We start from the raw sequence: 15,739 nt of genomic DNA, 5'->3' as shown, positions 1-15,739 counted from the left end.
CTCCTTTTCTATTTCATAGAAAAATAGTGCAGTATCATAATATGTGGGCAAAACAGGATGTAGACATGCCTGGGAGATAAATCACAGCTGCTATTTCGTGGGGAATCAATAATATGGATGAACGAAAAAACTATTTTGGTAAGCGTTTTCAAAAATATACTGAGTTTTTAGAGGTGATGTTTTATGAGTAAAATATAAATATATGAATATTTTGAATATTATTATCTATTGCTTTTATGATAATATACATATTGTTCCACGTCAATATTCATGCAGAATTGGATTTTTTTATTTTTAAAAAATAATGTCACTTCTAGTAGAAATTCATTTGCCTTGCTAAAGGAGGAGCTTATGCAATTCACCCGCATTCACCATATCGCGATTATTTGTTCCGACTACGAACGGTCGAAACATTTTTATACGAATATCCTCGGTTTCAACATTATTCACGAGCAATATCGAAAAGAACGAAATTCGTACAAATTAGATTTGCAAGTCGGCGAACATACACAAATTGAGCTGTTTTCTTTTGAAAATCCGCCAAAGCGGCCAAGCTGCCCGGAAGCGTGCGGACTGCGCCATCTTGCCTTGGAAGTTGACGATATCGATGAAGCTGTCGCATACTTACAAACGCAAGGCGTCGCTACGGAGCCGATCCGGATCGACCCAGTTACAGGGAAACGGTTCACGTTTTTCCGCGATCCCGATGAGTTGCCGATTGAATTGTATGAGCGTTAAAATGATATAGTTACGACAAACAAGGAGGAATCGCCATGATTCGATTTGCCACGATCGGAACGAACTGGATTACGGAAGCATTTATTGAAGCGGCAAGAAAAGTAGAAGACTTCACATTAACCGCGGTATATTCGCGGACGGAAGAAAAAGCGAAGGAATTTGCGGCGAAAACAGGTGCCAAACGGACGTTTACAAACCTTGAGGAACTGGCGAAAAGCAAAGATATCGATGCCGTTTATATCGCAAGCCCAAATTCTTTGCACGCCGAACAGGCGATTTTGCTTATGAACCACGGCAAACATGTGCTATGCGAAAAACCGATGGCATCAAATACAAAAGAAGTCAAAGCGATGATTGATGCGGCGCGCCGAAATGATGTCGTCTTGATGGAAGCGATGAAAACGACGATGCTTCCGAACTTTCTAACGATTCGCGAACATTTACATAAAATCGGGAAAATACGCCGCTATTTCGCCAGCTACTGCCAATATTCATCCCGCTATGATGCGTACAAACAAGGAACGATTTTGAACGCGTTCAATCCCGCCTTTTCCAACGGCTCGCTTATGGATATCGGCGTCTATTGCATTTACCCGATGGTCGTCTTATTCGGAAAACCGCATCGCCTTCAAGCAAATAGCTTGAAACTCGACTCCGGCGTTGACGGAGAAGGAAGCATTATTTTTGATTACGGCGACATGGATGCGGTGGTGATGTACTCAAAAATCACCAACTCTTATCTTCCATCGGAAATTCAAGGGGAAGAAGGAAGCATTCTGATCGATGCGATCCATACGCCGGCAAAAGTGGAAATTCGCTACCGCGACGGACGCACAGAAGATATTACCGTCCCGCAAGAACAGCCTCCAATGTATTATGAAGCAAAGGAATTTATCGAACTGATCAAAAACGGAAAACGCGAATCCGAAATCAATTCACATGAGCATTCGTTGCTGACGATTGCCTTGATGGAAGAGGCCCGCAAACAAACGGGAATCGTGTTTCCTGCTGACGAGTAAAAACAGCTTCCTGCATGTCTGCAGGAAGCTTTCTCATTTCTTCTGCCAATTGGCGCTATGCTCATCTGCCTGTTTGGCGACAAACATCATGCTCATGACAACAAGCATCACCAATGACCCCACGAATACTCCGGCGATAAAAGCAAACATAAAGACCTCTCCCCTCTTTGATTCTAGCAAACTTGCTTTTATCATTGTTTCCATATTTACCGCAAACGATACTTGGGAGAGGCCGCGATATTACGACGGTATATTCTTTTTCGATCTTTTCACAAAGATTGTCGTTTTTCATAGTTTTTCTATAGTATTGTTATATGTGGTAAATAAAGGGATATTAAGGTAGGAGGTGTTTTTTGCTAAAATGATCGAAGCTTTAATCGAAGCTTTAGGCAACTTCTTTAGTGCCATCGCAACGGCTCTATTAGGCAAAAAACGCAAGAAAAAATAAAGATATCTGGGCACGGAGTTAGCCATTAGTTCGATTGCTCATCCCCTAAACACTTCTCAAGTTGTTATATTCGACAAGCAGAAATAAGCATTTGTTTGACTCGTTCATCAAATGCTGTTTTTTTGCCCATTTCAAGTCAAATCGTCTAAATGCTTTGCGGCGACTTCTTGTAATCCATCATCCACATTTTTCAGCAACAATCTATACGGAAACATCCTTCTTTTTCCTTTTCCAATACATATACAAACGGACAAAAAGCAAGGCAAGGAACGCTCCGCACGAGTCGATCGCCACATCTGTCGGCGCAGCGGTGCGCCCCGGCTCAAACGATTGATGCCATTCGTCCGTCATCGCGTACACCGTCGCAAAGACCCATGCGCCAACATACGCCATACGCCCTCGTTCAATCGCCCGCCAAACAAGCACCGCCAGTATGCCAAATTCGGTTAAATGCGCCAGCTTCCGAACAATAAAATTTAACGGAGACGATGCATCATCCCCGTCATGGCTAAATGGCAAATACGACAACACCGCTTCTAATATGCGCTTCGTATTTTCACCGGTAAACAGCGAAGATTCACTAAAGGAATAAATGACGATACACCAGATCACGACAAGGCTCCAGCGTTGGATTTTTCCTTTCATACACATCACCTGTTATTTACCTTACTATCTTTATGAAGCTGTGGCAATAAAAAATACCTTCTGCCCGTACATGGACAGAAGGTAAATCAATCGATTATTTATTTCCTTTTACTAACTCCAACGGAACAGGAATAAATTTATCCACTTTTTCTCCCTTTAATACTTTCAACGCTGTTTTTACTGCGTTCTCTCCAATAAGTTCTGGCTTTTGAGCAACAGTTGCCGCCATTTTTCCTTCTTTAACCGCCTTCACCGCGTCTTCTGTTGCGTCAAAGCCAACGACGATTACATCTTTCATACCGCGCGCCTCTAACGCTTCTAATGCCCCTAGCGCCATTTCATCATTGTGAGCAAATACAGCTTGAATGTCCTTATGGCTTTGTAAAATGTTTTCCATGACGGATAATCCTTTGGCGCGGTCGAAATCAGCCGCTTGTTTCGCTACGACTTTTATATTGGACGCTTTATCGATGATTTGATGGAATCCTTCCCCACGTTCACGCGCGGCAGACGAACCAGGGATACCCTCAAGCTCTACAATGTTGCCGCCATTTTTTAGTTGTTCAACGATAAATTCTCCTGCTATTTTTCCGCCTGCAACGTTATCGGAAGCAATGTGGGTAACTACTTTCCCTCCATCTGCGCTGCGGTCCACCGTGATTACAGGAATATTCGCGCTGTTAGCCGATTCAATTGCCGATGTCACCGCACTGGAATCAGTTGGATTCACTAAAATCAAATCAACATCTTGCTGAATCAAATCTTCGATATCATTAATTTGCTTCGCAGAATCGTTTTGCGCATCGACAACGATTAATTCCGCACCTTCTTCTTTCGCCGCCTTTTCAGCACCTTCTTTTAACGTCACAAAGAATGGGTTATTTAACGTTGAAATCGATAAACCAATTTTCATGTTTCCGTCTTTCTTTGCTTCTTCTTTTTTGTCGCCGGTTGTGCCGTTATCTAACGAACAACCTGCTAAGACACCAATAACCAACAAAAACGCCAACAACATGCTAGCTAACTTTTTCATTGCTCTCTTCCTTTCCTTGTATAATGTTTTATTCATCAAGCTTCTTTGCGGCGATCAAGGAGCACCGCAAGAAGAATGACTAACCCTTTAATGACTTGCTGATAAAATGAAGATACATTCAATAAGTTCAGCCCGTTGTTCAATACACCAATAATGAGCGCGCCAACCAACGTTCCGAAAATCCAGCCGCGGCCACCCGATAAGCTTGTTCCTCCAAGCACCACAGCAGCAATCGCATCTAATTCATACGCTGTTCCCGCCGTTGGCTGCGCCGAGTTTAAGCGAGAGGTTAAAATGATTCCGGCTAATGCGGATAATCCGCCGGTTAAAGAATAAATCCAAATTTTTAGGCGATCGACGCGAATTCCGGATAAACGGCTCGCTTCCTCATTTCCGCCAATCGCATACGTATGGCGGCCAAACGTCGTTTTCTTTAATACAAAATATAATGCCACATACACGACAATCATAAACACAACCGGAACCGGAATGCCGAGAAAATACCCGCGTCCCATCATTTGAAACAAAATATCGTCCGAGGCAAAACCAGTTATAGGACGACCATCTGTATAAACAAGAGTTAATCCACGAAACATCGTCATCGTTGCCAATGTCGCGATAAACGGAGCAACGCGTCCTTTCGTAATCACAATGCCGTTTAGTATACCCATGAGAAATCCGGCAAGCAATCCGATGATGATCGCGGTAAAGCCATTCATTCCACTTGCCATCATTCCGGCAGTAATCGCACTTGAGAGCGCTAACACAGAACCGACAGATAAATCGATGCCTCCCGTTAAAATAACGAATGTCATACCAAACGCGATTAACGCGTTAATCGACACTTGGCGTAAAACGTTCATCCAGTTATTGACCGTTAGGAAACTGTCACTCAATATCGACAGCACGATACATAACAAGAAGAAGCCGATAAGCGGACCAAGTTTTTTTATATCAAACTTCCATTTACTTTCCATTGTTATTCCCCCCTGTTGCCGCGCGCATAATCGTTTCTTGATCAATTCCTTCATTCTCCAAAATAGCGCGAACTTTCCCTTCATGGACGACCATAATTCGGTCACTCATCCCAAGTACTTCCGGGAGCTCAGACGATACCATAATAATGGCGACCCCTTGAGCCGTCAGTTCATTCATAATTTCATAAATTTCTTTTTTGGCGCCAACATCAACCCCGCGCGTTGGTTCATCTAAAATGAGAATGCGCGGCTCCATTGCCAGCCATTTTCCGAATACGACTTTTTGCTGGTTCCCTCCGCTTAACGCTTTTACCTCTAATTCTGGAGACGCCGTTTTAATATTTAGTTTCTTAATTAACGTTGAAACTAACTCCCGCTCTTTCGTCGTTTGAATAACACCGGCTTTCGCCAATTGTTCTGATTTTGGAAGTGTTAAATTTTCCCGCACACTCATATTTAAAATGAGCCCTTTTTGTTTGCGATCTTCTGTAATCATTGCGATGCCGCGCTCAATCGCTTGTCGCGGCGATGTAATCCGAACTGGTTGACCGTCAATATAAATCGTTCCCGCGTTCGTTTTTCTCGCTCCAAAAATCGCTTCCATTATTTCGGTGCGTCCTGATCCCATCAATCCGGCCACACCGAGAATTTCACCAGCGCGCACTGAAAACGAAACATTTTCAAAGACGCCTTCCTGTGTCAAGCCTTCTACGCGCATCCGTTCTTCGCCAATGACCGCATTTCGTTTTGGAAAGCGCTCTCCAATTTGCCGACCAACCATCATGTGAACAATCTCATCAAAGTTTGTCTCGGCGATGCGCTTCATGCCGATAAACTGTCCGTCTCGGAGTACAGAAATGCGGTCGCAAATCGTGAAAATTTCCTCCATGCGATGCGAAATATAAATGATCGCAACTCCTTGCTGCTTTAAGGTGCGAATGACTTCAAACAACGTTTGAATTTCCCGCTCCGTCAACGCGGCGGTCGGCTCGTCCATAATCAAACATTTGGCGTTTGTAGAAAGCGCCCTTGCAATCTCGACAATTTGCTGTTTTCCTACCGACAAATTGCCTGCCAACTCATTCGGATCAATATCGATGCCGAGTTTTTCCAAATAAACTTTCGCCTGCTTTTCCATGTCTTTACTACGAATGATTCCTGTACGGCTGATGGTGCTTTCGCGCCCTAGGAAAATATTTTCCGCTACCGTCAATGTAGGAATAATGGTGAGTTCCTGATGAATGACAGAAATCCCATCACGTTCCGCTTCCTTTGGATGGCGATAATGCACTTCTCGGCCATCCACCAAGACCGTCCCGGCATCTCGCTCATAAATGCCGGTTAATACTTTCATTAACGTCGATTTTCCGGCGCCGTTTTCGCCCATGAGCGCGTGCACTTCACCGGTAAGTACTTCAAAATCAACGCCATTTAAGACGACATGCTGGTGGAACGCTTTTTTAATGCCCCGCATCACAATAAACGGTTTGGTCATCGCTCTCTCCCCCTCCTTTTTTGAAAATGAACACTACGAAAAGTTCACACCGGAGCGAAGAATAATATTGGCGTAAGGTGTCGCTTCCCCTGTACGAATGACTGCTTTCGCGGATTTAGTCATCTCTTTAAACTGTTCGTGTGGAACAAATTGCATCGGAACACTGGCCAATCTTTGCTGAATGTTTTCATACATAACGGGGTTTTCTATTTTGATTTCTTCCGCCAATGTGAACGCTTCCACTTCTAACTCTTCTAAAATCGCATCCAGCACCGATAAAAATGGTGGAAACCCCTTCACCAGTGATAAATCAATGCGGGCTGACTCATTTGGAATCGGCAGGCCGCAGTCTGCGATGACAATCGTATCGGTATGACCGAGAGAAGCCAATAACGTGCTTAATTCTTTATTCAGAATGCCCCGTTTTTTCATGATGAACACCCTTCCTTTTCCTGCAAAAATTTCTCCACTTCCTCTTCAGTCGGCATTCCGCCTTGCGCGCCTAGCTTTGTCACTGATAGCGCCGCCGCTGCGTTGGCGAACAGACAAGCTTCTTCTAAACTCATTCCTTTGCTTAACGCGACCGCCAGCGCGCCGTTGAATGTATCTCCCGCTCCTGTCGTATCCACGACCGGAACGCGAAAGCCTGGTATGAGCATCTGTTTTCCATCTTTCCGAATCGTCACGCCGCGCGCCCCTTCCGTGACAATCACTTTATCGGCAAACGCGTCCGCATCGACTTGTTCGAAAATAATATCCCGTTCATGTTCGTTTGGCGTAAGAAAATCGACTTGCTCTATAAGCTTCTGAGGCAGCGGCTGCGCTGGCGCAGGATTTAAAATGACGCGCACTCCATGCTTTTTCGCTAAAAAAACGGCTCTTTCTACAACGGAAAGCGGAATTTCCAGCTGGAGTACACATACGTCACTTTTGGCAATCATTTCTTCGCATCGATCGATGTCTTCTGGATGAAGCGCATGGTTTGCCCCCGGAACAACGATAATTCGGTTATCTTGTTCCGAAATCGTAATCGAAGCAATGCCGGTCCCCTTATCTGTAACCGGTTTCACATTATCGATATGAACACCTTCCCGCTCCAATGAGCGAAGCAGCTCCGTTCCAAACGCATCCTCCCCGACCGCGCCAATCATATGCACATCCGCGCCAAGCCGCGCGGCCGCCACCGCTTGGTTTGCTCCTTTCCCGCCAGGAATGAGATGAAACTCCTCCCCTAAAATCGTCTCTCCTTGTGATGGAAAGCGGGAAGCGATCGTCACAAGGTCCATGTTGATGCTGCCGACTACGGTAATCACTGGTTTTGCCACCTTCATTCCTCCCTACGCGTCGATTGTCGTACCACTAGTTCAACCGGAAGCACATAATGAAGCTTCTCGAGCGGTTTTCCTTCTATCTTTTTGATTAAAATTCTTGCGGCTATTGCGCCCATCTCATAAATCGGTTGGGAAATGGTCGATAGTTCCGGTGTCGTCATTTCCGTCAGCGGAATGCCGTCATATCCAATAATCGCAATGTCATCTGGAACTCGCAGCCCTAGCTGTTGAACCGCTTTCAGCGCTCCCACCGCCATCGCGTCATTTCCGGCAAAAATGCCGTCGATATCGTATTTATTTAATGCTTCGATCACCGCTTCTTTCGCCTGCTTTAGCTGATAGTTTCCAGAAATAATCATCCTCTCGTCCCAAAGTCCCCTCTCCATCATTTCATCTCGATAGCCGCGAAAGCGCTCTATCGCGTTCACAACATGAGGTGGTCCTTGGATATGAGCAATTTTGCGGCACCCAATATCGTATAAATGTTTTGTCGCTAGCCGCGCTCCTCCATAATTATCAGCAATCACAGATGGATAGTTGTGACTTAGGGGACGGTCTAGCACCACCACCGGGATATCCCCTTCCGATACTTCATCTAGTTGCAGCTGATTAGTCGTCAAAATAATGCCGTCAACATATTTTTGCTTTAGTACTTCTATATATTCTTTTTCTTTGTCTGTTTTTTCGTCCGAATTACACAAAATCACGGTGTAATCATAAATATTCATCACATCTTCCACAGCGCGGACAAGCTCTGGAAAAAACGGGTTTGTTATATCTGGAACGATTAACCCGATTGTTTTCGATGTCTTTTTAAACAGCGCCCGCGCCACTTCACTCGGTTTATAATTTAATTCTTTCATCGCCTGTCTCACGCGCTTTTCGGTTTCTTCATTCACATAACCATTTTGATTTAACACGCGCGAAACAGTCGCCACAGATACACCTGCTAACTTTGCCACATCTCTAATTGTTGCCATATTTTTTCCACCTTATATATGTAACCGGTTACATATAGTATAAAACAAAAATAGAAATATAACAAGAATCATTTAAATCTTAAATAAAAAAATGAACCGGAAGCGCCATCACGCTTCCGCCAACAGTTTGAACGCCGCATGCACAAACAGGCGAACGCCGATTTCTAACGCATCTTCATCAATGGTAAAGCGCGGATGGTGATGCGGATACACAATGCCTTTTTCTTTATTTCCGGCGCCGACATAGAAGAAGCTTCCTGGTGCTTTTTGCTGGAATGCCGAAAAGTCTTCTCCGCCCATATTTGGCTTTATATGATCAACCGATTCTTCGCCAAATACTTCCCGCACCGTTTCCTCAATGACACGGGTCACTTTCTCATCATTAATAACCGGACGATAGCCAAATTCATATTTAAATTCGTATGTTGCGCCGTGTGCCTCGGTAATGCCTTTTATGATCCGTTCCATTAATTTTGGTACATTTTGACGAAGCGTTTTATCAAAACTGCGCACCGTTCCTTGAATTTCGACGCTTCCTGGAATCACGTTGTGCGTCGTTCCGCCAATAAATTGCGTCACCGATACGACGAGAGGCTCAAGCGGATCGGTGTTGCGCGATACGATATGCTGCAAGTTCGTCACCACTTGCGCGCCGATGGCAATCGAATCAATCGTTTGGTGTGGCAAAGCAGCATGCCCGCCTTTCCCATGAATCCGAATGAAAAAGCGATCTGGGGAAGCCATCATCGGACCATACACAATGCCAATCTTGCCAATTTCTAATGGGGACCAAAGATGGGTGCCAATGACGACATCCACCCCATCCATCACGCCCGCCTGCACCATTTCCTCTGCACCGCCTGGATATATCTCTTCGGCATGTTGGAAAAGAAAGCGGACTTCTCCTTTGATTTGATGACGCAGCCGCGAAAGAATTTTCGCCGTTCCCAAAAGCATCGCCGTATGACCATCATGCCCGCACGCATGCATCACGCCTGGATTTTTCGAAGCAAACTCAAACGTATTTTCCTCTTGAATCGGCAATGCGTCCATATCCGCGCGAATGGCCACCACTTTGCCCGGACCGTCCCCGATTAACCGCGCCATGACACTCGTTTTTGTCGGACGCGAAAGCTTTAAATTCCCAAACGATTGCAATGTTTCATAAACAAATTGCGCCGTTTTTTCTTCGTGAAACGACAGCTCCGGATTTGCATGCAAATGCCGCCTCCATGCGATGACTTCCTCTTTGATTTCATCGACAAGCTGTTTAATTTCCGTGTTTGTCATCATTTCTTCCCCCTTCTCCTCATTCTCCCATCGCTAAACGCAATACGGTATGGTACAATACGTTCGCCCCAGCCGCACAGTCTTCCTTCGAACTCCATTCCTCTGGATTATGGCTAACCCCATCTTTCGAGCGAACAAAAATCATCCCAATCGGGCAAAGCCTAGCTAGCTGTACTCCGTCATGGGAAGCACCGCTCGGAAGGGAGAAAATATCCAAACCAAGCTGCCCGCATGCCTCTTTCGCCGCGTTTTGCACAAGTTCAGAACATAATACCGGAGGCATCTCCTGCAATAGCTCAACGTTAACTAGTACGTTTCGCTCTTTGCCAATCTTTTGCGCTTGTTCGATAATCGATTGTAATACGTGATCTCGCACTGTCGCATCAATATCCCGCAAATCCAAGGAAAATTCGACTTTTGCTGGAATGATGTTAATTCCTCCGGGGAATACTTTCATTTGCCCAACGGTCCCCACGGTAGTTCCTGTCTTTTTCGCCTCTTGCTCGATCATTTGGATCATCTGTGCCGCCGCAACAAGCGGATCGCGGCGAATTGGCATTGGCGTTGCCCCGGCGTGTTCCGCTTTTCCTTCTACCGTAAATTTAACCCATACAAGCCCGGCGATCCCTGTGACAATTCCGACGGGAAGATTCGCTTCTTCCAGCACACGGCCTTGTTCGATATGCAGCTCGACATATGCTTTTACCGAGCCTTTTCGGCGCGCTGCCTTGCCGATTTCACTAGGGTTAAGCCCTGCTTCTTTCATCGCTTCGGCAATCGAAACCCCATTTTTGTCTTGATGAACTAACTCTTCCTCCGACAACGTTCCCACCATTCCGCGGCTTCCGATCATTCCGAAACTAAAGCGTGCTCCTTCTTCATCGGTAAAGGCAACGACTTCAATCGGATGCTTCGTTTCCACCCCTCGTTCGTTCATCGTTTGTAACACTTCCACCGCTGAAAGCACTCCGAGCGGACCGTCAAACATTCCTCCGTTATAGACTGAGTCAATGTGCGAACCGACCAGTACGACAGGCGCATCTTTTTCCTTTCCTTCTTTACGTCCAATCAAATTTCCGACCGCATCCTCATACACAGTAAGCCCCGCTTCCTTCATATACGAAGCGACCTTCTCCTTTGCGGCACGTTCCTCTTTTGTAAACGATAAGCGAGTAATCCCACCTGACGGCTGTTTTCCAATCTTGCCTAATTCCATCAGCCGATTCCAAAGCCGATCTTCATTAATCACTTCGCTTTTCCCCCTTCACTACGATTACTATTTACGGATGAATGTCGGTTATGACCATGAATAATTCCATTTATAAAAAAATAGCGAACCAATGGCATGTCCGCTATCAAAGTAAATGTTTCTTGGGCATCCGTGCGGATATGGATTCATTTCACCAACGAATGTTGCTTGCAATGTTTTGAATAATCGTCCTTAATTCCCTTCTCTTTTCAGAGCCGCAAAATCCCCTTTGTTGTCAAATAGCGTTTGCGCATGCAGCCCATTCTTCAGTCCAGTAAATCAGTGATGACCTTTTCGGCGATGGCGCGAATTTCTTTGCGATCGTATATTTTATTTTCCTCCACTTCGAAAAACTCACGTACCGCTTCATTAACAAGATGATTTAACTCCTGCCGATTTTGTTCTTTTCCAAATATATATCCTGTTTTTACAAGTTTATCGAGCATCGATTCCACAAGTTCGCTAACAGGGTATGGCTCTTCCTCATCCCAATACTCGTCATCATCCCATTCCTCGATGAAATCATCGTCCTCTTCGAAATCCTCCGATAGGAGATGATCTGTTATATAATCCATCATATCGTTCACTTTTTTGGAAATACTGCTTGCGGAAACGCCATAAAGATGCGCCAAATCCGTCTGTGTTACTGCCTCGCCGCGCAAAATCCGGCAGACAATATAATGCAAAGCAGCCGCATGCAAAGGAACACTGCGAATAATAGGTTGGCAGGTCTCACAATATTCATGCCAAATCACTTTTGCCATATTCAAATTCATACTTTGCGGCATTTTCTTTTCTAATTCATAAACCACCGCTGCGTAATTCGGATGTTCCCATTCGAACGGATCCGCTATAAATGACACGAGCATACGAACAACCTTCATCCACGCGCTTGGAAAGGATGTCCGCAAAAATGCACGCGCATCTTCCGGCCCGTATGCTTCCCAATCCTCTTTTAGCGAACATGCAATTTCATGGGCGATCATATTTGGAAATGAAAAAAATGCAGTAAAATACGTGTATGCCTCTCCGGCAGGCACTATAATCCCCATTAGCAAATCTCCTATTTGCACTTGCGGCAATGGCTCACTGTCAAAAATGCGCACGACTCGTTTTTCCGATGTCAACACATCTTGAACGACGAAACGCCGTTCTCCTTGAAGCTCTACCACTATATCAAAAGACGGCGCCGCTCCAATCCATGACGCAAGAATGGAGCGAGTGGAAGGCCGCCATAACGAACCTCTCCGCTTTACATATCGCTCAATGATCGTTTCGCCCCGCGGCGTCACTGGAACGCAAAAAATAGTCCAATTTGCTATAAAAAAACTAATCGCCTCTCCGATTTCCCCATGTTGTTCCCATTCTCTCGGACCGCCGATGGTTTTTAACAACTCATCTGCATATTCTTCAGTCGCATACCATAATAGATCATGCATGCATTCCGTTAATTGTTGATCCACTGCGGTTTGTATGGAAACAACGTTTCCCTTCCCGCTTCTGCGAGAACATGGGGCGTTTTTGTCCGATTTCATTTTATCACTCCACTTCTTTGTTCTATATTATCATTCTACCAAAAAGCGCTCGCTTTCTATCGCAAAAACATATAAAATTTCTAAATTTACTGATACAAATTTTGTATAAAAAAATGCCAAAACTAGGCGAACCTAGTTTTGGCAAAATGTTCACGGCCATCTCCTAGTCTTTCGTATTTCACAAATGGATCGATGACAGTAATTTTTTGTGCTTCCGCGTCGCTAATTCCCGCGTAAAAATCCGCAGTGCCATCCTCCTTCCGAATTAACCCGCCGCTAAATACCACATCAACGAGGTCTGGGCGTTTCGCAGGACCTTCCAAAAAATGCGATCTTGTCGCAATTAATTCGATATCGGAAAGCTCCATTGTATCCGGATTCAACACAAATACCATCGGATAATAGTGGCGTTTGCCATCTTCACCGAAACGAGCAATATGCCCAAGAACACCAACAAGTCCATTCGAAAGCAAGTGAAGTTCATTGACTCCTCCCCATTCGTCATCTACGAACTGATTATCCAAAAGAGGAGCCTCTTCCATGATCTCCACTGTCAACTCATCTAATGAATCGATTCGTGTAAAACCTATTTTCCCTCGTCCGCCTTTTTCCCCTTGCGGACGTGTAAACACACCAACTGATCCATCTTTCAACTCAATCAATCGAATATCTTTCATCCCATCTGGGCCTTTTGCAAATTCTTTTAAACTAGAGATATTCTTCCCTTTGTAAAAAATCGTTCTCCAGCTTAAGGTGCCTTCTATGGATGGATGTGGAAAAGTTTGTACTCCACCGAAGATCAATTCCCCGCGAATTCTCGAAACAAACGGGTCTTGAAGCGTGAATACTGGCGCTCCTTCCTTTGGCACCCATTCTTCTCCACGGTTCACAAAGAAATGCACTTCCGAATGCTCACTATCTCTTGGCTCTACTCGACCAGCGATAACAAATTCTCCCTCGTCTTCAAACGGTGCCGAGATATTATATACATCCCGTTCTCCCACTCCTGTAAAAACCAACTTCTCCGGACTAAACGGCTTCGGCCCTTGTTCAAACTCTTTTAATAACACCTCACATGTTTTGACGCTGGCCTTCTTCAACAGCATAAAACTCCTCCCAAATATATCATTAATGCTTCACATAGATGTATTGTCGCAAAGTAATATAATGAAGGTGTTTACCTTTATTAGATATTAACAAGCTGGCATCAGAAGTCAAGTAGGTAACTAGCACCAAAAACGCATTATGCCCACCACAATTGGCCAAACGCCAGAAAGAAAAGTTTTTGTTATTTTTACCAATTGTTTCATGTTATTTGCATTTGGTGAATTCAGACCAACTCGCTTCACTAAATTATTATTTTTTAGCTATTCTTTACTTGCAAATCTTTTGCACTGATAATACCCGGTTTTTTTACTATATTATTATATAAATTCAGGTTGAAATTCGACACATTATTCCGCCCAACATAGCCTGTTGCAATCATAAAAAATTCATCAGAAACGAAACTACCTTAGCCCAACGTAATAGGAGCTAAGGTAGGTGTATAGAGTGAGTTACTGACTATACGATTTTTTCTTCCGCTTATCAATTTGGATTATCCAGTGTTTTCCTTGAAACGACAATGGGGATTGCTGTCTACTTGGCAGGGATATGTTCAGACGGCAAGTGGTCCTCTGCCGGACACACCCGTTTTCGGCCGATCGATTCGTAAATGATTCCTGCCTCGCGCGCACTGGCTAGACTGTAACAATTCCGCCCATCCAACACAAGCGGCGTTTTCATTAAATTCGCATATTGACGGACGTCAAATTGCCGGATTTCCGGCCACTCCGTAAAAATAAAACAAATATCGGCGTTCGCAACCGCCTCTTCGATCGTCGAACAATAGGTGATTTCCTTTGGAAATACGCGCTTTGCGTTTTCCATCCCAACAGGGTCCCACACCCTTACATTTGCGCCTTCTTCCAATAATACCGCGATATTAGCAAGGGAAGGGGCCTCCCTTATATCGTCCGTTCCCGGCTTAAACGTAAGACCTAACACCGCCACCTCCAGCCCGCGAAAATGGCTCACGTACGTTCTTGCCTTTTCGATCAATTTCACTTTTTGACTTTCATTCACTTCCATTGCGGCTTGCACCGTTTTCAGTTCATAATCGCAACCATCGGCAAGCCAACGCAGCGCTTTCGTGTCTTTCGGAAAACACGACCCGCCATAACCGATGCCGGCGCGCAAAAAACGGCTCCCGATCCGCGGATCCATTCCCATTCCTTCCGCCACGTCTTCGATATTGGCGCCAACCATTTCGCATAAATTCGCGATTTCATTAATATAGGATATTTTCAAGGCGAGAAAAACGTTGGATGCGTATTTCACCATTTCCGCACTTTTTCGATCTGTCACGACATAAGGAAGATAAAACGGGTCATACACTTCTTTCATGACCTTCTCCGCATGCGGCGATTCTACCCCTAACACAATTCTTGACGCATGCAGCGTATCCTTGATTGCTGTCCCTTGTGATAAAAACTCGGGATTCGCCACAACCTCAATATGAACGGGGTGCTTCCGATGTTCATATATCCAACGTTCCACTTGATCGCTTGTCCCAACGGGAACGGTAGATTTCACCGCCACCACACAGTCTTTTTCCACCGTCTGCGCAATTTGCTTTGCCGCTTCCCATACATATCGCAAATTCACGGATCCATCCGGCTCTTCCGGGGTGCCAACAGCGATGATAATCACATCTGCCCGCGGGCACGCCGCCGCATAGTCAGTCGTAAACAACAACCGCTCGCGATTTTTCCTTATTAACTCCTCCAACCCAGGTTCATAGATCGGAGATTTCCCTCGCTGAAGCAGCGCCACTTTTTCCACATCGACATCCACGCACGCCACCTTATGTCCCTTTTCCGCCAGACACGCAGCCGTGACTAGTCCTACATATCCTACACCCGCTACGACAATATCCATATTTCATCACACCTTTGATT

General features: G+C 45.0%; 15 protein-coding genes. 2 read left to right on the top strand and 13 right to left on the bottom strand.

What is annotated here, in order from left to right; genetic code table 11:
• Positions 1-351: 351 nt before the first annotated feature.
• Positions 352-738, top strand: coding sequence for an SMU1112c/YaeR family gloxylase I-like metalloprotein (gloA2, locus tag QSJ37_RS10395; RefSeq protein WP_285755081.1), 387 nt, complete (start codon positions 352-354; stop codon positions 736-738).
• Positions 739-773: 35 nt separating this feature from the next.
• Positions 774-1,757: a Gfo/Idh/MocA family protein gene (locus tag QSJ37_RS10390; protein ID WP_285755080.1), complete on the top strand. Its 984-nt coding sequence runs from the start codon at positions 774-776 to the stop codon at positions 1,755-1,757.
• A 33-nt stretch (positions 1,758-1,790) separates the two neighbouring features.
• Here QSJ37_RS10390 and QSJ37_RS10385 read toward each other — a convergent pair whose 3' ends face one another.
• From QSJ37_RS10385 to QSJ37_RS10325, 13 genes are all read right to left on the bottom strand, one after another.
• A complete protein-coding gene (locus tag QSJ37_RS10385; protein WP_285755079.1) occupies positions 1,791-1,961 on the bottom strand; it encodes a DUF3789 domain-containing protein in 171 nt (56 codons plus the stop codon).
• Positions 1,962-2,406: 445 nt separating this feature from the next.
• Positions 2,407-2,850, bottom strand: a complete 444-nt coding sequence (locus QSJ37_RS10380) for a VanZ family protein (protein WP_285755078.1) — start codon at positions 2,848-2,850, stop codon at positions 2,407-2,409.
• A gap of 94 nt (positions 2,851-2,944) precedes the next feature.
• Positions 2,945-3,883, bottom strand: coding sequence for a ribose ABC transporter substrate-binding protein RbsB (gene rbsB / locus QSJ37_RS10375; protein ID WP_285755077.1), 939 nt, complete (start codon positions 3,881-3,883; stop codon positions 2,945-2,947).
• 35 nt (positions 3,884-3,918) lie between these two features.
• Complete coding sequence (gene rbsC / locus QSJ37_RS10370) at positions 3,919-4,860, bottom strand: ribose ABC transporter permease (protein ID WP_285755076.1); 942 nt, start codon at positions 4,858-4,860, stop codon at positions 3,919-3,921.
• The gene (locus QSJ37_RS10365) at positions 4,850-6,355 is read right to left on the bottom strand and encodes a sugar ABC transporter ATP-binding protein (RefSeq protein WP_285755074.1); all 1,506 of its coding nucleotides are present in this window, start codon (positions 6,353-6,355) and stop codon (positions 4,850-4,852) included. Before QSJ37_RS10365 ends, rbsC begins: the two co-directional genes overlap by 11 nt.
• A gap of 33 nt (positions 6,356-6,388) precedes the next feature.
• Complete coding sequence (rbsD, locus tag QSJ37_RS10360) at positions 6,389-6,787, bottom strand: D-ribose pyranase (RefSeq protein ID WP_062677118.1); 399 nt, start codon at positions 6,785-6,787, stop codon at positions 6,389-6,391.
• Positions 6,784-7,680, bottom strand: coding sequence for a ribokinase (gene rbsK, locus QSJ37_RS10355; protein ID WP_285755073.1), 897 nt, complete (start codon positions 7,678-7,680; stop codon positions 6,784-6,786). The genes rbsD and rbsK overlap by 4 nt, the downstream gene beginning before the upstream one ends.
• Positions 7,681-7,682: 2 nt before the next feature.
• The gene (locus tag QSJ37_RS10350; RefSeq protein WP_285755071.1) at positions 7,683-8,666 is read right to left on the bottom strand and encodes a LacI family DNA-binding transcriptional regulator; all 984 of its coding nucleotides are present in this window, start codon (positions 8,664-8,666) and stop codon (positions 7,683-7,685) included.
• A 108-nt stretch (positions 8,667-8,774) separates the two neighbouring features.
• On the bottom strand, positions 8,775-9,956 hold the full coding sequence (locus QSJ37_RS10345; RefSeq protein ID WP_285756103.1) for a M20 family metallopeptidase: 1,182 nt from the start codon (positions 9,954-9,956) through the stop codon (positions 8,775-8,777).
• 19 nt (positions 9,957-9,975) lie between these two features.
• Positions 9,976-11,205 carry a Zn-dependent hydrolase gene (locus tag QSJ37_RS10340; RefSeq protein ID WP_285755070.1) on the bottom strand — a complete coding sequence of 410 codons (1,230 nt, stop codon included), beginning with the start codon at positions 11,203-11,205 and terminating at the stop codon, positions 9,976-9,978.
• Positions 11,206-11,471: 266 nt separating this feature from the next.
• Entirely contained in the window at positions 11,472-12,740 is a 1,269-nt protein-coding gene (locus tag QSJ37_RS10335; RefSeq protein WP_285755068.1) for a hypothetical protein, read from the bottom strand.
• A 122-nt stretch (positions 12,741-12,862) separates the two neighbouring features.
• Complete coding sequence (locus tag QSJ37_RS10330) at positions 12,863-13,846, bottom strand: MTP-1 family protein (protein ID WP_143414859.1); 984 nt, start codon at positions 13,844-13,846, stop codon at positions 12,863-12,865.
• A 532-nt stretch (positions 13,847-14,378) separates the two neighbouring features.
• Positions 14,379-15,719, bottom strand: coding sequence for a UDP-glucose dehydrogenase family protein (locus QSJ37_RS10325; protein WP_285755067.1), 1,341 nt, complete (start codon positions 15,717-15,719; stop codon positions 14,379-14,381).
• Positions 15,720-15,739: the final 20 nt, after the last annotated feature.

This window comes from Parageobacillus sp. G301 (assembly GCF_030268025.1).
GTDB lineage: Bacteria > Bacillota > Bacilli > Bacillales > Anoxybacillaceae > Parageobacillus_B > Parageobacillus_B toebii.
Note: the sequence above shows the minus strand (reverse complement) of the source record. Positions and strands in the feature narration are given on the sequence as shown.